The following is an 18,686-nucleotide window of genomic DNA, read 5'->3' on the forward strand; positions in this document are numbered from 1 at the left end:
AGAATGACTATACTTACAATTTTTATCTGCAAATCGTCTAAAAAATAGTCTCTGTCAGTGCCACGGTCGAATGTTCAACACGCCCTACTAAACCCTGTTAAAGGTTATAACCAGTACAGGCTTTAGTTGATAAAATATGACAACAATAATAAATGACCTTTTTATAAAAAAAGAATAACTGCTATGATGATTTTTTTGGTTATTACTATCGTTTCAGCCGCGCTCATTATTGGGGCGTTATGGGGAACTTATGGCAAGCTTCCTAATTGGCTACAAGGCAACCTATTGGCTATTGCTGGTGGCGCGCTGATGCTCGCGGTAGTATTACAAATGCTGCAGCCAGCCGTAACCCACAGTGGGCTTTTGGCGACCATCGGCTTTACGCTATTAGGCGCCGGTGTATTTACGAGCATAGACTATCTTATAGACGAAAAACTACAAAGTAGTGGCGGCGGCGGTTTGCTTGCTGCGGTCACTTTAGATGGCGTGCCAGAGAATTTAGCACTAGGAGTATCACTAATCAGTGGTAATGTCATGCAAGTTGCGGCGCTTGCTGGCTCTATTTTGTTATCTAACTTACCAGAAGCTGCTGGCGGTGCTAAACAGATGAAGGAGTCCGGGTCGAGTAATAAAAAGATACTACTCATCTGGACAGGCGCTGCAGTGTTATTATCCGTAGCAGCTATCGCTGGTAACATTCTACTGCGTGATGTGTCTAAATCGACGATAAGCTTGATAGATTGTTTTGCAGCGGGCGCCGTGATTGCTTCACTGGCGACCGAAGTCTTTCCAGATGCTTTTAAAAAAGGCAATCATTGGGCGGGCATCAGTACCGCTATTGGGCTGATTCTAGCTTTAGGATTAGATCAATTAGGGGGTTAATAAAAAAGTTATGAGATAATAAGCTATCCGCTTATGCTACACATTATGATTAATTTTGCTAAGATTGGTGGTTAGTTGAACACTTATAACGCGACTTAAAGTATAATCCGAAAATGACGTCAGCTTAATCGCTGGCGTTTTTTATTATTTAAATCGATAGCTTTTTGGATTAGGGCGTGTTGAACATTCACAAATGCGCACTGCTGATCGCTAAAATAGTTCTAGTCGTCGTTAAAATTGCAGGTAATGCTTATTGCATTGGCTAGCTGATTTTATTTAAACAGTCGCAACGACTAGGGCGATTTTAGCATCAGCCCTCACGACAACAACAGGGACAGGACTATTTTTTGCCGCTTTATTGATAAAAATAGACGCTTAGAACGACTAAACTTACCATTTTTATCTGCAAATCGCCTAAAAAATAGTCTCTGTCAGTGCCATGGTCGAATGTTCAACACGCCCTAAAACCATTGCACATATTTATAAAAAGTTTGGCAAACCGCGGCTATGGATATGCTGCTACACTAAGACTGATGATGGTGATAACAAATATGTCAGAAGGATAAAGCACTCCTTTGTCATCGATCCGTCCTCTTGTTGAGTTTACAACCGAAGTTTATGAGAAGGATTCACTTATGGAAATGACATTAAACGGTTATTACACCTTGATATTAGCAACATTCGTGCTACTACTCGGGCGTTTCTTAATCAAAAAAATCAAGGTATTAGAAGACTTTAATATTCCAGAACCTGTGGTTGGTGGCTTGGTCGCTGCGATGATTGTTTATGCGCTTAATTTGATTTGGGGCTATAGCTTCAACTTCCATCAAGGGCTGCAAACTGCGACAATGCTGATGTTCTTTGCTTCCATTGGCCTGAGTGCTGATTTTGGCAGACTCAAAGCGGGCGGCTCGCCATTATTTATCTTTACAGTGGTGGTATCGGTATTTATTATCTTGCAAGATATCGTCGGCGTTGCCATGGCAAGCGCGCTAGGACTTGATCCGATGCTTGGCTTAGTGACAGGTTCTATCGCTTTGACCGGCGGACACGGTACTGCAGGCGCGTGGGGCGTGGTGCTAGAAGAAGAGTATGGCGTTGTCGGTGCGACTACTTTAGGTATCGCGGTGGCCACTTATGGCTTGGTCGCAGGTGGTCTCGTCGGGGGTCCTGTCGCGCGTAAGCTCATCCGAAGACTAGGTATCAGCCCAAGCCAAGCTGATCCCAACCCAAGCGATATCGAAAAAGTCGCCAGCTCACAGTCGCTGTATAGTACTAAGCACGACGAGGATGAGATCCTAAACGACAAAGAAATCTTTGAAAAACCTGATCATATTCGTCTGATTACCGCCTCATCGACTATTGAGTCGTTAGCGCTATTTGCTGCCGCTTTGGCTTTTGCCGATATTATGACGACAGTGGCCGAAGGGACTTGGTTTCAGCTGCCTACCTTCGTTTGGGCGTTAGCTGCTGGGGTCATCATTCGTAACTCCCTTACTATCGTCTTTAATTTTGAAATGTTTGACCGGGCGATCGATGTCATCGGTAACGCCTCTTTGAGTCTATTCTTAGCAATGGCGCTTCTATCACTGAAGCTTTGGCAATTGACTGATTTGGCAGGTCCTGTACTGATTATCCTGTTAGTCCAAACGCTTATTATGGTGATTTATGTGTACTTCATCACCTTCAGAGTTATGGGTAAAGATTACGATGCTGCAGTACTCGCTGCAGGTCACGGCGGGTTCGGTATGGGCGCAACCCCAACGGCGATTGCCAATATGCAGGCGGTCACCGATCGCTACTTGGCCTCGCCAAAAGCGTTTTTAATCGTGCCGATGGTTGGTGCCTTCTTTGTCGACATCGTGAACGCCACGATACTGCAGATATTTACTCAGCTCCCTTTTATGTAGATTTGTACCGTCAAACCAACAAGTTTTTAATTTATACAATAAACGTCAGCATCATGCTGGCGTTTTTTGGTTTAATAGTTTTTATCAAATTGTATATACTATGCTAAACCCTAATAGGCGAAGCGGCCATGCAAAGCGGTACTATCAAACACTGGAACCAAGATAAAGGCTACGGCTTTATCGATGTTGACGATCAAAGTGAGGACGTGTTTTTTCATATCAGCAGCGTACAATTATCGCAGCCTATCCATATCGGGCAGCACGTGTATTTTAACAGTACTCGCAATGACAAAAACCAGCTGCGTGCGACCGAAGTTTCTGACCCTACCTTGAGCCTTGAAGAAAGTACACCATCGAAAGGCTACAATGATAAGACCAACCATTTGCATACAAGACAGCATACAGCGAAACGCTCAACATACGGGCAGCATAAAAAAAGCCCGCTCACGTCGCTTATCTCCTTTATCGCTATTATTGCCGTCGCTGTCTATTTCTTTGGTGATATAAAATCAGCGCTGTTTGAGCAAGGGGCATTGACCGCTGATATCACGCCCAGCTATTCAGACTCTGCTCAAAGCGCTCATACCGCCATCACAGGCGACGCGCAAATTGATAACACTATCGCCCTAATTCAGCAAGGCGGGCCATATCCCTATCCTGCCAAGGATGGCACGACCTTTTATAACCGCGAAGGCCGTCTGCCTACTCAGTCCAGCGGCTACTACCGCGAGTACACTGTGCCTACACCCGGCGTCTCACATCGCGGCGCTAGGCGTATCGTCACCGGCGGCAATCCGCCCACTGTCTACTACTTAACGGTTGATCATTACGATAGCTTTAGACGATTAGAGGTAAACTAATATGAGCCAAGCCATTTACTATATAGACAAGGATACTGGTCTAAATACTGAGCCAAACACTTGTAATCGTGCTTTTATTCCTGAGCAAGCTATCGATATCGCTGTGGGTAGAGTGCTTGATAAAACGTCACTATTGACGGCCTTAGATAACGCGCTTAATTTTCCTGATTACTTTGCGCACAATTGGGATAGTGCGTGGGACTGCTTAACCGATAGCGATGCCGAGCATCTGCGTTTGGATTTGACAGAGATTGAGCAGATAAACACGGAGGACTTTAAGGTGTTTAAAAGTATAATTGAGGATGCGTATCGGGATTTTGGTCGCCCGCAGTTGTGGATGGTTGGGAGTCATTCATAAGAGTGTGTAGTACGCTTTATATTGAAATAATATCTAAATAATAAAAGAGAGCTCATAGATTTTGTGGATACTGACATATCTATAAGACTACAAAGAGCAATGCATCAAATAACGGGATGGAAAAAGAGCTAAAAAAACCGCCCAGCCAAAGCCAAGCGGTTCTTTTTATAATTTTCAAGTCTTACTGATTTTTCTCATAAACTGGCTTTTTGGCACAGATGGCTTTGACTTTGTCGCGCGTATCGCTGATCACTTGCTCATCACCGCGGCTATCTAACACATCACAAATCCAGTTTGCCACCTCTTTGACATCTGCTTCATTGAAGCCGCGAGTGGTCAAGGCTGGCGTACCAATACGGATACCAGAGGTGACAAACGGTGATTTTGGATCGTTAGGTACGGCGTTTTTATTAACCGTAATAAAAGCCTCACCAAGCCACTTATCTGCTTCTTTACCGGTCAACTCTTGTTTCACAAGGCTGATGAGCATTAAATGGTTTTCAGTACCGCCAGAGATGATTTCATAGCCGCGATCGATGATTACTTCTGCCATAGCTTTGGCATTTTTGACCACTTGCTCTTGATAAGTTTTGAAGTTATCTTCGAGTGCTTCTTTAAAGCAGACCGCTTTACCGGCGATGGCGTGCATCAATGGGCCACCTTGATTGCCTGGGAAGACCGCAGAATTAAGCTTTTTGGCAAGCTTATCGTCGCGCGACATAATGATACCTGAGCGCGGCCCACGTAAGGTTTTATGCGTAGTACTAGTCACCACATCAGCATATGGTACTGGATTTGGATATGCGCCCGTAGCAGCAAGGCCTGCGATGTGTGCCATATCGACTAAGAAATAAGCGCCGACTTCATCAGCGATATCGCGGAAGCGCTGCCAATCAACCACTTGTGAGTAGGCAGAAAAACCTGCGATGATCATCTTGGGCTTATGCTCGCGCGCTAAGCGATCGACTTCATCATAATCAATAAGGCCCGTCTCTTCTACCAAACCATACTGTACGGCGTTGTAGTTAATACCTGAGAAGTTGATATGCGCGCCATGGGTCAAGTGACCACCAGCATCCAGACTCATGCCGAGCACCGTATCATTCGCTTCCAGTAACGCTAAGAATACCGCCGAGTTGGCTTGGCTACCTGAATGCGGCTGCACGTTGACATACTCTGCGCCAAATAGCTCTTTGGCCCGGTCAATAGCCAACTGTTCAACCACATCGACGTGCTCACAGCCGCCATAGTAACGCTTACCCGGATAGCCTTCAGCATATTTATTGGTTAAATCTGAGCCCTGTGCTTCCATTACTGCTTGCGAGCAGTAGTTCTCTGAAGCGATAAGCTCGATATGGCTCTCTTGACGCTGGCTTTCAGCTTCCATGGCTTCAGCAAGTTTTGGGTCAAATTCTTTTACAGAGATATCTTTAAACATAGTTATGTCCTATAGCATATTTTTATTAAGAGTGATAAAAAAAAGGTTTAAAAATAGAAGGGTAAGCGATGAGTGCAGGCTTATGATACACCTAAATCAAACTCATGCTTGATGACGATATTCCAGCATTCATCTTGCAGGTCATATCCTACTGAAATTTTGCTGTGATTTGAGTTTAACATGAAACCAGATAAGGTAAATGCAAAAACTCACTTTGCGCTAAGTAAATAAGATATTTTTTAAAATCTAAAAAAAGTACCCAAGTAGCAGGCTTTGATGAGTCACTTATTTAGGTAACTGATAGGCATTATGGAGTCTCAATCTTCTCAGTTATTAAATCCATACCGCTGAGGTTTACTCAGCGCCTAGCACTCATCAAGACCAGATAAAAACTCTGGCAAAAAGGTCTCACTAATTAATAACTTTCTACCGTACCAATTATAGCGGGTTTGGCGCTGCCAGCCGTGTTCAGTATGCGTAATAAAGCGCTGATTGGGTAGCGTTTGGCGACGCTTAAAGAGCACATAACCGATGGGCGTACCTTTTAGCTGTTGCAAGCGCTTGGCTGAGCCTTGCAGACTCGGTAGCGGAAAAATACTTTGCGCCCATACCCAAGGCTGGTCACTATCGCCATATAGTTCTACTTCGCGTACCCAAGCCAGTATCGGTCTGTTGTACTGCTTTACTGATATGCCGAGCTGCTTTTTTTGCGCCAAGCTCAGTCGCCGATAGCCTTCAAAACAGCGCTCTACTCGCAGCGGTTGACCTGACTTTGCCTCAAGCATTGCAGTCAGTGAGCCTTCGACATTAAGCCAAGAAGATAGCGCTACCGGCGGTGATATAGTAGAAGAAGTATGAGCGTTAAAAGAGTGACTGGGCATAGTTAACAAAATTATCAGTTATGACGGATATAAAAAACAGCACTCGGTACCTTAGTATTCAATAGTCAAGTATTCAGTACTAAGATACAAAGGCAAAAAGTATAGAGGCTAGTTTAAGGGATGGCAGTTATTGCTCACTATCAAAGACTGGCATATTATCAGCATTGAACGGCAGAGCCTGATGCGCTTGCTGACGATACTGCGCCATGCGCTGCCTATCTTCCATACAAAAATTACTAATCGCCGGAATAAAACGCTCGTCATAAATGCGGTGTAAGGAGTGAGTCGTGGTCGGAATAAAGCCGCGCACTAGCTTGTGCTCGCCTTGCGTACCTGGGTCAAAATACTGCAAACCTTGTTCAATAGCAAACTCTATGCCTTGATAGTAGCACAGCTCAAAATGTAAGCTGTTATAATCGGCAAGCGCGCCCCAATAGCGCCCATACAGCGTTGAATGCTCGCTATTAGGACTGTCATAGAGAAACAAACTACTAGCGATAATCTCGTTGTCGCTGTCGTATGCAAGCGCCAGCATCAAGTGCTCAGGCATACTCTGCGCGAGCGCCATAAAAAAGTCTAATGTCAGATAAGGCTGCTGACCGCGCACCGCATAAGTCATTACATAGCAATGATAAAACGCCTTCCAGTCACTATCAGTAATATCGCTACCGCATTTGCGTGCACAGACGATATTTTGCTCAGTGACTTTACGGCGCTCAGCGCGGATAGTTTTGCGCTTTTTCGCTCTTAGCGTCGCTAAGAAATCATCAAAGTCAGTGAAAGGCTGAGCATCGGCAAGCAAGTTTTGATTTTGCCATAAAAACTGACAGCCTTGACGCTCAAAAACAGGCAAAGATGGCTGATTTTTTTGTGTTGATTCTGGTGGCTGCTCTTGTCTGTCATCTGCGCCAGCTAAGGCTATCCGGCTCTCATCAATAGCTGCTGCAATCTCTTGGCTTGATGAAGCCGTTATAGTTGCAAGCTGAGACTCAGCAAATAAGCAATGCCAGCTAGACGCCCCGACTTGCTGCGCAACATCATCTACCCCTTTGATAGCAGTTTGTATTATCTCAGGTGTTAAACCTTGGTTTGCCGCGAGCCACAGACGTTGACCAGTAATAGGCGTATAAGGCACGCTCGTCACTAGACGCGGATAATAATCCAAACCGTAATGCGCGTAAGCCTGCGCCCAAGAGTAATCAAACACAAACTCGCCTTGATGATGGCCTTTGACAAAGACCGGCATCACCGCAACAGGACGATGCTTATCACCATCATAAACCACGATATAGATCGGTAGCCAGCCGGCTTTTTCACCGATAGCGCCGGTATCACTGAGCGCCTGCCAAAAGGCAAAAGACATAAATGGCGTGTCGGGCGTTTGCCAATCCGCTTGGGTCTGCCAACTCATATCGCCTACTAACGCATACTCTAAATTCATGACACCTACTTTGTTTGTATAAAGTCACCATTAGCCTACCAAACTTTGCTAAAAATGCGGTTACAATTTGCAAAATATTACTAGGGCGTGTTGAACATTCGCAAATAGGCACTGCTGATCGCTAAAATTGTTCCAGACAAGGCACAAAGCGACGATAATGCAGATGCCTTAGCGAGATTTGTAACGCAGTATGGGGCAATTTTAGCATCAGACCCAACGATAAAAGCAGGGGACAGGACTCTTTTTTGCCGCTTCATCGTTAAAAATAAGCGCTTAGAATGACTAAACTTATTATTTTTAACATCGAATCGCCTAAAAAATAGTCGCTGTCAGTGCCATGGTCGAATGTGCAACACGCCCTAGCTATTCTCTATGTATCTTTGGCAGTGAGTGCACTATGTTATTCGTTGAAAACTGCAAAAACAGCTGATGTTTAAGCTGGCAAAAGGATGTTTTTAGTATGGATGACTGTTAGAATAAGGCTTTTAATAGTTTAATATAATTCTGAGATATGAGATATTAGCAATCATACTATCCCTAGTTCATTTTGTTACATTGACATTGTCTTGAATTTATACTTCGTAAATGTAATGCATGGTTTATTACTGACTAACACTGGTTTTGGGCGGCTTGTCTATTTAGGGACGCTTGTCTATTTAAATATAAAAGTAAGTATAAAGAAAAGTATCAAGGCAGGTATAGAAATAGGTATCAAAGATGATAATCGAAAAATCCTCCGCCAAATCGTCACGCAAAAATCATATATTTACAGACGTAGCCCCTGTTAACTTAAGACTAAATGCAATTCAAAGGGATCTACTATTATCAGCGATAACATAGCCAAACTTAATACTTATTATAAATAATCACGTAAAGGAATAACTACTATAATGTCAAAACTAATTTATACAAAAACGGATGAAGCCCCAGCACTGGCCACCCTCTCCTTTTTACCTATTGTCAAAGCTTTTGCTAGTACCGCAGGCATCGACATAGAAACTGCTGACATCTCGTTGGCCGGACGCATCATCGCCTTGTTTCCCGACTTTTTGACCGCAGAGCAGCGCATTCCTAGCGCCTTTCAAGAGCTGCGTGAACTGGTCAAAACGCCCGGCGCTAATGTCATCAAGCTGCCTAATATCAGCGCTTCTATCCCGCAGCTCAAGGCTGCAATCAAAGAGCTACAAGACAAAGGTTATGCCTTGCCTGATTATCCCGATCATCCAGAAACGGACGAAGAAAAAGACGTGCGTATTCGTTATGACAAGGTAAAAGGCAGTGCGGTCAACCCGATTTTGCGCGAAGGCAACTCCGATCGCCGCGCGCCAAAAGCCGTCAAAGCTTATGCTCGACGTCATCCGCACTCTATGGGCGCATGGAGCCAAGACTCTAAGTCGCACGTGGCTACTATGGATTATGGCGACTTTGCTGATACCGAGACCTCGGTGACGGTCGAGCAAGCCACAGACTATCGCATTGAATTCACAAGCAACAAGGGAGAGGTCACTGAGCTAAAAGCGCCAGCGCCGCTACTCGCAGGCGAGGTGATTGATGCAGCAGTGTTAAGACATGATGCTTTAGTGGCGTTTTTGGACGAGCAAGTTAAGGACGCAAAAGCCAAAGAGGTACTGTTCTCTTTGCATCTAAAAGCCACCATGATGAAGGTCTCCGACCCTATAATCTTCGGTGAAGCAGTAAGAGTTTACTTTAAAGATCTATTTGACAAGTATGGCGATACGTTCAAAGCGCTAGACGTCAATGTCAATAATGGCTTTAGTAACCTGCTTACCAAAATACAAGAGCTACCGGATGATAAGCGTCAAGCTATCGAAGCGGATATTGCCAATATTTATAAGCGCAACCCTGGTCTGGCGATGGTGAATTCAGAAAAAGGCATCACCAACTTACATGTGCCTAGCGATGTCATTGTCGATGCTTCCATGGCGGCGATGATTCGCAATTCAGGCAAAATGTGGGGCGCTGATCATGAGCTGCACGATACCAAAGCCGTCATTCCTGATAGTAGCTACGCTTGTGTCTATGATGAGACCATCAAGTTCTGCAAAGAGCACGGCGCTTTTGATCCAGCAACGATGGGCTCAGTGCCAAATGTCGGGTTAATGGCGCAAAAGGCGGAAGAATATGGCTCACATGACAAGACCTTTTTGATTCCATCTGCAGGTAGTGTGCAAGTATTAGATGCTGCTGGCAACGTACTCACTGAGCATCAAGTCGAAACAGATGATATCTGGCGGATGAATCAGGTTAAAGACGCACCGATTCAGGACTGGGTGAAGCTCGCCGTTACGCGCGCCCGTGCTAGCAACGTTCCTACGATATTCTGGTTAGATAAAAAACGCCCGCATCATGCTGCTCTTATCAAAAAAGTAGAGCGCTACCTAAAAGACCACGATACTGAGGGCTTAGATATTCGTATCATGCCGGTACGCGAAGCCACGCGCTTTACCTTAGAGCGCCTAAAAGCAGGTAAAGATACTATCTCAGTTACCGGTAACGTGCTGCGTGATTATCTTACCGATCTATTCCCGATTTTGGAGCTAGGCACCAGTGCAAAAATGCTCTCTATTGTACCGCTGATGAATGGCGGCGGTCTGTTTGAGACCGGAGCTGGCGGTTCAGCGCCCAAGCATGTACAGCAGTTGGTTGAAGAGAACCATCTGCGCTGGGATTCATTAGGCGAGTTTTTAGCGTTGGCGGAATCATTAGAGCACTTAGCGATTCATGAGGACAATGATAAGGCGCAGGTGTTATCCGATGCCCTAGATGACGCAACAGAGAAGCTACTGATGAATAATAAGTCGCCCTCACGCAAAGTTGGTGAGCTTGACAACCGTGGTAGCCACTTCTATTTGGCTCTGTACTGGGCGCAAGAGCTCGCCGCGCAAGATGACAATAGCGAGTTAAAACAGACCTTTACACCCCTCGCCAAAGCTCTTGCTGAGAATGAAGATGCCATCGTCAAAGAGCTCAATGAGGTGCAAGGACACGCTGTTGATATCGGTGGTTACTATCTACTAGATAAAGAGCGGGCCGAGAGTGTCATGCGCCCAAGTAAACTGCTAAACGACACTATCGCTACTATCGCTTCGATACAATAAGGCTAAAATAGGGTTAAGCTGATAACGATTAAGCTTAGCCCTAGTCCTTGATGCTCATCATTTAAACTATTGTCATGGATAGTTTCTGATATGAGCTTAAGACGTTTTATTTTAGTCTCGTTATGGTAAAAAATAGTCGTGTCGCTGTTGTTCTTTGCAGGCTAATGTTAAAATTAGCCTTAAGCTATTCAAAATGAGACTATTTATAATCATTTAGAAGGTTCAATCGATTGAAACTGGCTATTTATGACTATTTTTGAGTATTGCTTTCGATTGTTAGCTTATCCGTATTATCACTTTGATAAATGAACCACTTACCGCGCTACCCGTTTGCAGCTGTCTTTATTTCAATTTGCAAACACCTTTTATTTTTATAAGAATCAAACGCTTAATGACAACCAAAAGGAATAAGAGATTACAATGTCAAAAATTATATATACAAAAACCGATGAAGCCCCAGCGCTAGCCACCCTATCATTTTTGCCTATCGTTGAAGCCTTTACCAAAACCGCAGGCATCGAAGTAGAGATGAGTGACATCTCTGTTGCTGCGCGTATCTTAGCTGAGTTTCCTGACTATCTTGAAGAGGAGCAGCGTGTTCCTGATAATCTTGCGGAGCTAGGCCGTCTCACGCAAGATCCAAATGCTAATATCATTAAACTACCAAATATCAGTGCCTCTGTTGGTCAGCTCAAAGCCGCTATCAAAGAGCTACAAGGTAAAGGCTACGCGTTACCTGATTTTCCAGATGAGGCAGAGACAGAGGAAGAAGAAGAGATTCGCCGCCGCTATGGCAAAGCTTTAGGTAGCTCAGTCAACCCTGTACTGCGTGAAGGTAACTCCGATCGCCGCGCGCCAAAGGCGGTCAAAAACTACGCGCGTAAACACCCGCACTCGATGGGCGAATGGAAGCAGTGGTCACAGACGCACGTCTCACACATGCATGATGGTGATTTCTACGCCGGTGAGCAATCGATGACTTTAGACAAAGCGCGCACTGTACGTATGGAGCGTGTTACTGACGATGGTACGGTTCATGTCTTCAAAAAAGGTCTCGCTTTGCAAGATAAAGAAGTCATTGACCTTATGTTTATGAGTAAAAAGTCTTTGCTTGAGTTTTATGAGCGTGAAATGGAAGACTGCCGCGAAGCTGGTATCTTATTTTCGTTACACGTCAAAGCAACAATGATGAAAGTCTCGCATCCAATCGTCTTCGGTCATGCGGTCAGAACGTATTATAAAGACGCTTTTCAAAAACACGGCGCGCTTTTCGATGAGTTAGGCATCAATGTCAATAACGGTATGGCATCACTTTACGAAAAAATCAAAGAGCTGCCAACCTCTCTACAAGAAGAGATTGAGCGCGATTTACATGCCTGCCAAGTGCATCGTCCTCGTCTGGCGATGGTCGACTCTAATAAAGGTATCACTAACTTTCACTCACCTAGCGATGTGATTGTTGACGCATCTATGCCAGCGATGATCCGCTCAGGCGGTAAGATGTGGGGCGCGGATGGCAAAATGTATGATTGTAAAGCCGTGATGCCTGAATCTACTTTTGCGCGTATCTACCAAGAAATGATCAATTTCTGTAAGTGGCATGGCAACTTTGATCCGACCACGATGGGCACCGTTCCTAACGTCGGTCTTATGGCGCAAAAAGCAGAAGAGTACGGCTCGCACGACAAAACTTTTGAAGCCGCCGATTCAGGTACCGCTCGTATTGTTGACGAAGAAACTGATGAAGTGCTCATGGAGCAGTATGTTGAGAAGGGTGATATTTGGCGTATGTGTCAGACCAAGGATGAGCCAATCCAAGACTGGGTTAAGCTTGCCGTGCGCCGCGCACGTGAATCAAATACACCGGTTGTCTTCTGGTTAGACCCATACCGCCCGCACGAAAACGAGCTGATCAAAAAGGTCAATATGTACCTAAAAGACCATGACACCGATGGTCTACATATTGAGATCATGTCGCAGGTCCGCGCCATGCGTTATACCTTAGAGCGCGTCGCTCGCGGCCTTGATACCATCTCAGCCACTGGTAATATCCTACGCGATTATCTGACTGACTTGTTCCCTATTCTTGAGCTTGGAACGAGTGCTAAGATGCTCTCAGTCGTACCACTCATGAAAGGCGGCGGCTTGTTTGAGACCGGCGCAGGGGGTTCTGCTCCTAAGCACGTGCAGCAGCTGGTTGAAGAAAACCATCTACGCTGGGACTCTTTAGGCGAGTTCTTGGCCTTGACCGAATCCTTGGAGCATTTAGCCAAGAGCGATGATAATGCTAAGGCTCAAGTCCTTGCAGACTCACTAGATAAAGCCACTGAGAAGCTACTAATCAACGACAAATCGCCATCACGCAAAACTGGTGAGCTTGATAACCGTGGTAGCCACTTCTACTTAGCTAAGTACTGGGCTGAGGAGCTTGCAGCGCAAGATCAAGATGCCGAGCTCAAAGCTCAGTTTGCACCTCTAGCTGAGCAGCTTGAAAATAATGAGCAAGCGATTGTTGAAGAGATGAATGAAGCGCAAGGCAAGCCTGTAGATATCAAAGGCTATTACTTAGCTGATGAAAAACTAGCTGAAGCAGCCATGCGTCCGAGTAAAATATTTAACGAAGCTATTGCTTCATTATAAATAGTGATTAACAAGTCGCTATAACGCTAGTTGAGCAATATAGAACGCTCAAATGATAGCCGCACCTCAATGGTATAATACTGTTGAGGTGTTTTTTATGGCAAAGATTGATAGTATGACTATCTCTGATCTTTAATTAGGAACGCTCTTCTCATGGCCAACTCAAGCTTAGTGCTCTTTAATAAACCTTATGGCGTTCAAAGTCAGTTTCGTGATGACAGTAATAATAATCATATCACTCTATCGCAGTATTTCACCGATAAGTCATTACGCGTCGCCGGCCGCTTAGATGCCACTTCAGAGGGCTTACTTATTTTGACTCGTGATGGCCGTGTTAATAAAGCCATTACCCAGCCACCTAGTCAAAAAACGTTTCATCAGAATAAATACAAGCAAAGTAAAACCTATCTGGTGCAAGTTGAAGGGGCTGCAAGCCAAGAGCAGCTTGATGAGTTATCGAACGGCGTCTTGCTAAAAGACGGCATGACGTTGCCTGCAACAGCAAAAATAGTCGCAGAAGACGAGCTGCCTATTGAGCTTTGGCAACGCGATCCGCCGATACGCGAGCGTAAAAACGTGCCGACTTCTTGGCTGATGCTGACAATTTATGAAGGCAAAAATCGACAAGTCAGGCGAATGACCGCGCACGTGGGCTTACCTTGCTTACGCCTGATCCGCTGGTCGGTTGCCGGTTTTGACTTAGGGACGCTTGCGAGCGGCGAGTTTGTACGGATTTATCTCAATGCTGAGCGCTGTCAGCAGTTAGGGATTACTGACTAGCAGACCGTGATCTGGTTGAGTACATTGCCATTATCGCCTAAGCTACTAGCCATTATCGCTCAAGCTACTATAAGCTATTTAATAATATTAAATAGCTCTCTCAAACGCTCTAGATTTATCTGCTAAATCTGCTAGTATTTAACTACCATTTTTGTGGTTACGTTTGTTCCCGCCGGCTTATGTTAAGGACTACTATGATACTGTCATCGCGTTTTAGCGCTTCTCTCATTAGCGTTGTGGTAGGGCTTGCCCTAAGCGCTTGTCAGCCGGCCTCTGATCCTAGCGATATGCCAACAGAGACCACAGATACTCCTGACACCTCTGTCGTCACGCAAGACACAGCAGCGCAAGCAGAGACGGACGAAGCAGTAGTCGCAGATGAAACAGATGAGAGTGTAATCGATAGTGCGCCGATGATGGAAGATTATACCAAAGCGCTGACTAGAATGAATAATGAGGTCAACATTGGTATGGTTTATAACGATCCAGATACCGCGTTTGCCAAAAGCATACTCGCTTTGCATCGCGGCGCTGTCAATATGGCGCAGCTACAGCTCAAATATGGAACAGACAACGCGCTTTTGCTACTGGCTCAAGAGATTATCGACTCTCAGCAGCAAAGGATCGACATCAGCAATAAGTGGCTAGCCAGCCATCCTGATATTCCTAATCCTAAGCCTAATACTGAAGCTATGCAGCTCGACTATGCAGATATCGTGGCTTCTATGAACTACAATATCAGAATGGGTACCGAGTCTGTTGTCGCCGATTTAGCTTTTGCCCGCGGGATGCTGGCTCATCAGCGAGCCGTATTGCAGCTCGCCAAAGTAGAGCTGAGATATGGTACTGATGTAGAGATGCGCCGACTGGCGGTACAGATCACTAGAGATCAGCCGCGTATTATACAGATATTAGAAGACTGGCTTGCCAACAATGCTCCAGCACCATCTCCAGAAGCAGAAGCAGAAGCAGAAGAAAGTATAGAGCTAGAAGAAGATGGCGATACTATTAAACGCGACGAGCAAGCATAACAAGTAAAGATAACAAGAGCACTGGTAAGCAGGCAGCGGTTAGCTACTCATGTATAACACTATGAGTTACTAGGGCGTGTCCCTAATTCAAGCGTTTATGACTAAATGGGCTAAAAATGGCTAAATCTTTGGCAAACGGTGTCAAATAGCTGGCCAATATCTTGATATTACCTGCGCTATTTTCCTTATTTGCCTTTAATTTATCTCATTTTTATCACCATTTTTAAAATAGGGACACGCCCTAGCGTAGCGACACTAAAACCGTAACGCTAAAAACCTCCAGATCGACGATAAGACTTTTACTCATGGTAAAAGTCTTACTCATTATTAAGGCTTAAAAACGATTAGTCCGATAAAACATCCAGCCAAGCCGAAGCTGTCTTGTCAGCTTCTTGTTCAGCACTATCGGCACTGACTAGCGTTAAGCTTATCTTATGCGGAAACACTTGTTGACCTTGTGTTTGTTGACTCGAAGTAGCAGTAGTAGCAGTATCGGCGCTTTGTTTTGGCAGTACCGTCATTGTCATAAGCTCGTCGCGGCGGAACAAATGACAGCTTACCGGTTGGTTAAGAGGACTAAATACTGCTAATTGCTTACGGGTAGCCTTAATACCGTCAATAGCGACGATGATATCATTGGCTGAGATACCAGCCGTTGCCGCTATGCTACCGCGCTGCACGCGATTCACTTTTAGCCCCGTAGCCGTCTCGCTACAGCGCATACCCCAAGGGATGTTTTTATCCGCCGTTTCTACCTCGTTTTCATGCCAGCCGATACCATTAGCACGCAGCAGCGACTCAATAGGCAGCTCTTCCACTCCATTGATATAGCGCTGCTCAAAATCCTGCCACTGCGCCTTTGGCATAAACTCACTAATCACTGCTCCCATATCGGCGCTACTGATACCGATACGCTGCTTGTCGTTTTGCTTAGCCCGCGCATAAAAGGCTTTAATCACATCGAATAAGCGATAACGGCCATTGGTGCTTTGTAGCAGCGTTAGATCCAAACACAGCGCCACTAAAGCGCCTTTATTATAGTAGCTGATACCTGCATTACCGGTATTTTCATCGCTACGATAGAGCTTAATCCAAGCATCGAAGCTCGATTCGGCGACGCTTTGATTGGCGCGGCCATCGGTTTGATAGTAGCGGTTGATCTGCTCCGCCAATAGTTTTAAATAACTGGGCTTATCGATGACGCCTGAAGCTTGTAGCATAAAATCGTCAATATAAGAGGTAAAACCCTCAAACACCCAAAGCAGCGGGGTGAAAGCTTCACGGCGTAAATCCACCTCCATCATCACATCAGGGCGCACGGTCTTCACCCACCACGCATGAAAATACTCGTGGCTACATAGTCCCAAAAAGCGCTGATAATCAGGGCTTGGCAATACTGGCTCATCACCACTTGGCAGATCGTTACGCGGCGTAATTAAGCTCGTGGAATTAATATGCTCAAGGCCGCCATAATCTTGACCGCTAGCATATGTCATAAAGGTATAATCACTAAAGGGCGCGTCCCCTAACCAGTCCAGATAAGTCTGACAAATCTGGGTGACATCATGTTGCAAACGCCCCATATTGGCATTATGTCTGCCTGAGAGATAAAAGCTATGCGGCAAGGTTTGATGCTCATCGTCTTGAATAATAAAATCAAAGGACTGCTGCAGCGCAATCTCAAACGGATGATCAATCAGCTGATAATAGTCATCTGCCTGCAGACCGTAGCCATGATGATGATCTGGCTGCAAATGGCTCGCTTTAAGACCACAAGCTAATTTGACATCATCCTCACTTTTATCTGCTAAAAAAGTAGCGGGTACTAATAGATTCACTTGTACAGAAGAGTGCTCTTGCCCTGTCACAGCTAGCGCTAGCGAGGTAAAATTACCATAGAGGCGCTGCTGATCGACATAAGCGGTACGTACGGACAAGTCATAGCAGTAGACTTCATATTGTACTTTTATCGCCTGCCCTGTCATTGCCTTCGGTAGCTGCCAGCTGTGCTTATCTATTTTTTGTGCGCGGTAAGCGCTAGCTGGTTCAGCTGCTACTATCTCATAATGGACCGCAGTAATATTACGCGCAAACTCACGCATCAAATAACTACCCGGAATCCATGCTGGCAGCCACAGCTCAGGGCAATCCGTAGTCGCTGTAAAGTTAAGAGTCACATCGACTAAGTGCTCATTAAAACGGGCAAAATCTAGACTGTAGCTAATGGTAGCGGTATGATCACTTGCAGTCGTGTTATTATTGTCCAAGCTTTTGAAGGGATTAAAAGTAGTCACGGTCATTATCTCTGCTTATTATCTTGATAGTATTTATCATTATGGTAGAAGTCCTTGCACAAAAACGCAACGGCTAAAGCGTATGCTGGCGCTAGCAATATAGTCAATCAATATTAAAAGTGGTACAAGGCAGACGAGTGCAAGTACTACAGTAGTAGGCTAAACGAGTCTAACGCTGTAACACTTTAATAGTGGTTCGACTATAGTATAAATTAAGAGTGGTACAGACTATAAATCCCATGAATATACGATAAATCCGCTTTTTTTGTGTTTTATACCTTGAAAGTTATCAAAACCATCTCAATTAAAGAGGCTAACTGCTACAGTTACTCTAATTAATAGTGAAATTAACAGTTTCTATTTAACAGTTACCTTAATAAACTGATGATAATTGATTATTGATATGGCTCTTTAGCTGATCGACCTTTTTAGGTTTATTACCTCCAAATTTAATTTTATAATGATATTCAATTTAGGATAATTTATGACTACTATCGCAAAAGATACCGCCGTCAAATTCAACTATACGCTAAAAGACGATGAAGGTAACATCCTTGATCAGTCGCCAGAAGGCCAGCCTCTTGCTTATCTTCATGGTCACAGCAACATCATTCCAGGCCTTGAGCAGCAACTAGAAGGCAAATCTGCTGGCGAAAAAGTCAATGCAGTGGTTGAGCCTGCTGATGGCTACGGCGAATACCAAGAGCAAGCAGTACAAAAGGTACCTCGTGAGAACTTCCAAGGCGTTGATGATATCCAGCCTGGTATGCAGTTCCAGTCAGAAGCTGGCGGCCAAGTCATGCTAGTGACAGTAACTGATGTCAACGATCAAGAAGTGACTGTTGATGCTAACCACCCTCTAGCGGGTAAGCGTTTGACTTTTGATGTTGAGATTCAAGAAGTACGCGCAGCGACCGAAGACGAGCTTAACCACGGCCATGTCCACGGTGCAGGCGGCGTTGAGCACTAATCTGCTATCAGATTTTTATCGCTGAGTTGTTTTATCACTCAGTCATAAAGCGCAAGAGCCAGTAGTCTAATAGCTACTGGCT

At 44.9% G+C, this 18,686-nt stretch carries 13 protein-coding genes; 9 read left to right on the plus strand and 4 right to left on the minus strand.

The genetic code is table 11. From position 1 onward, the window contains the following. Positions 1-183 precede the first annotated feature (183 nt). The 4 genes from JMY03_RS01615 (at position 184) to JMY03_RS01630 (ending at position 4,010) form a co-directional block, all read left to right on the plus strand. On the plus strand, positions 184-882 hold the full coding sequence (locus JMY03_RS01615; RefSeq protein WP_201600396.1) for a ZIP family metal transporter: 699 nt from the start codon (positions 184-186) through the stop codon (positions 880-882). 635 nt (positions 883-1,517) lie between these two features. Further along, positions 1,518-2,792, plus strand: a complete 1,275-nt coding sequence (gene gltS, locus JMY03_RS01620) for a sodium/glutamate symporter (protein ID WP_201600399.1) — start codon at positions 1,518-1,520, stop codon at positions 2,790-2,792. Between the two features lie 128 nt (positions 2,793-2,920). Beyond that, positions 2,921-3,652, plus strand: a complete 732-nt coding sequence (locus JMY03_RS13250) for a ribonuclease domain-containing protein (RefSeq protein ID WP_201600402.1) — start codon at positions 2,921-2,923, stop codon at positions 3,650-3,652. A 1-nt stretch (position 3,653) separates the two neighbouring features. Then, positions 3,654-4,010, plus strand: coding sequence for a barstar family protein (locus tag JMY03_RS01630; RefSeq protein WP_201600405.1), 357 nt, complete (start codon positions 3,654-3,656; stop codon positions 4,008-4,010). 181 nt (positions 4,011-4,191) lie between these two features. Here the strand turns inward: JMY03_RS01630 and glyA are convergent, their stop codons facing one another. The 3 genes from glyA to JMY03_RS01645 all read right to left on the minus strand — a co-directional run bounded on the left by glyA (position 4,192) and on the right by JMY03_RS01645 (position 7,770). Beyond that, positions 4,192-5,448, minus strand: a complete 1,257-nt coding sequence (gene glyA / locus JMY03_RS01635) for a serine hydroxymethyltransferase (protein ID WP_201600407.1) — start codon at positions 5,446-5,448, stop codon at positions 4,192-4,194. Between the two features lie 365 nt (positions 5,449-5,813). Continuing rightward, positions 5,814-6,329 (minus strand): chorismate--pyruvate lyase family protein, encoded by a 516-nt coding sequence (locus JMY03_RS01640; protein WP_201600410.1) that lies wholly within the window; start codon positions 6,327-6,329, stop codon positions 5,814-5,816. Between the two features lie 127 nt (positions 6,330-6,456). After that, on the minus strand, positions 6,457-7,770 hold the full coding sequence (locus JMY03_RS01645) for a GNAT family N-acetyltransferase (protein ID WP_201600413.1): 1,314 nt from the start codon (positions 7,768-7,770) through the stop codon (positions 6,457-6,459). A gap of 890 nt (positions 7,771-8,660) precedes the next feature. Between JMY03_RS01645 and JMY03_RS01650 the strand changes: the two genes are divergently transcribed. From JMY03_RS01650 to JMY03_RS01665, 4 genes are all read left to right on the plus strand, one after another. After that, complete coding sequence (locus JMY03_RS01650) at positions 8,661-10,889, plus strand: NADP-dependent isocitrate dehydrogenase (protein WP_201600416.1); 2,229 nt, start codon at positions 8,661-8,663, stop codon at positions 10,887-10,889. Between the two features lie 420 nt (positions 10,890-11,309). Then, entirely contained in the window at positions 11,310-13,529 is a 2,220-nt protein-coding gene (locus JMY03_RS01655) for an NADP-dependent isocitrate dehydrogenase (RefSeq protein ID WP_201600419.1), read from the plus strand. Between the two features lie 153 nt (positions 13,530-13,682). Next, the gene (locus JMY03_RS01660) at positions 13,683-14,309 is read left to right on the plus strand and encodes a pseudouridine synthase (RefSeq protein WP_201600422.1); all 627 of its coding nucleotides are present in this window, start codon (positions 13,683-13,685) and stop codon (positions 14,307-14,309) included. Between the two features lie 194 nt (positions 14,310-14,503). After that, positions 14,504-15,340, plus strand: coding sequence for a DUF305 domain-containing protein (locus tag JMY03_RS01665; RefSeq protein ID WP_201600425.1), 837 nt, complete (start codon positions 14,504-14,506; stop codon positions 15,338-15,340). Positions 15,341-15,684: 344 nt separating this feature from the next. On the opposite strand, the gene JMY03_RS01670 is transcribed toward JMY03_RS01665, so the two are convergent. Then, positions 15,685-17,640, minus strand: coding sequence for a M61 family metallopeptidase (locus tag JMY03_RS01670; RefSeq protein ID WP_201600428.1), 1,956 nt, complete (start codon positions 17,638-17,640; stop codon positions 15,685-15,687). A gap of 478 nt (positions 17,641-18,118) precedes the next feature. Here JMY03_RS01670 and JMY03_RS01675 point away from each other — a divergent pair, with 478 nt between their 5' ends. Beyond that, complete coding sequence (locus JMY03_RS01675) at positions 18,119-18,604, plus strand: FKBP-type peptidyl-prolyl cis-trans isomerase (RefSeq protein WP_201600431.1); 486 nt, start codon at positions 18,119-18,121, stop codon at positions 18,602-18,604. Positions 18,605-18,686 lie beyond the last annotated feature (82 nt).

Source organism: Psychrobacter submarinus, assembly GCF_904846685.1.
GTDB lineage: Bacteria > Pseudomonadota > Gammaproteobacteria > Pseudomonadales > Moraxellaceae > Psychrobacter > Psychrobacter submarinus.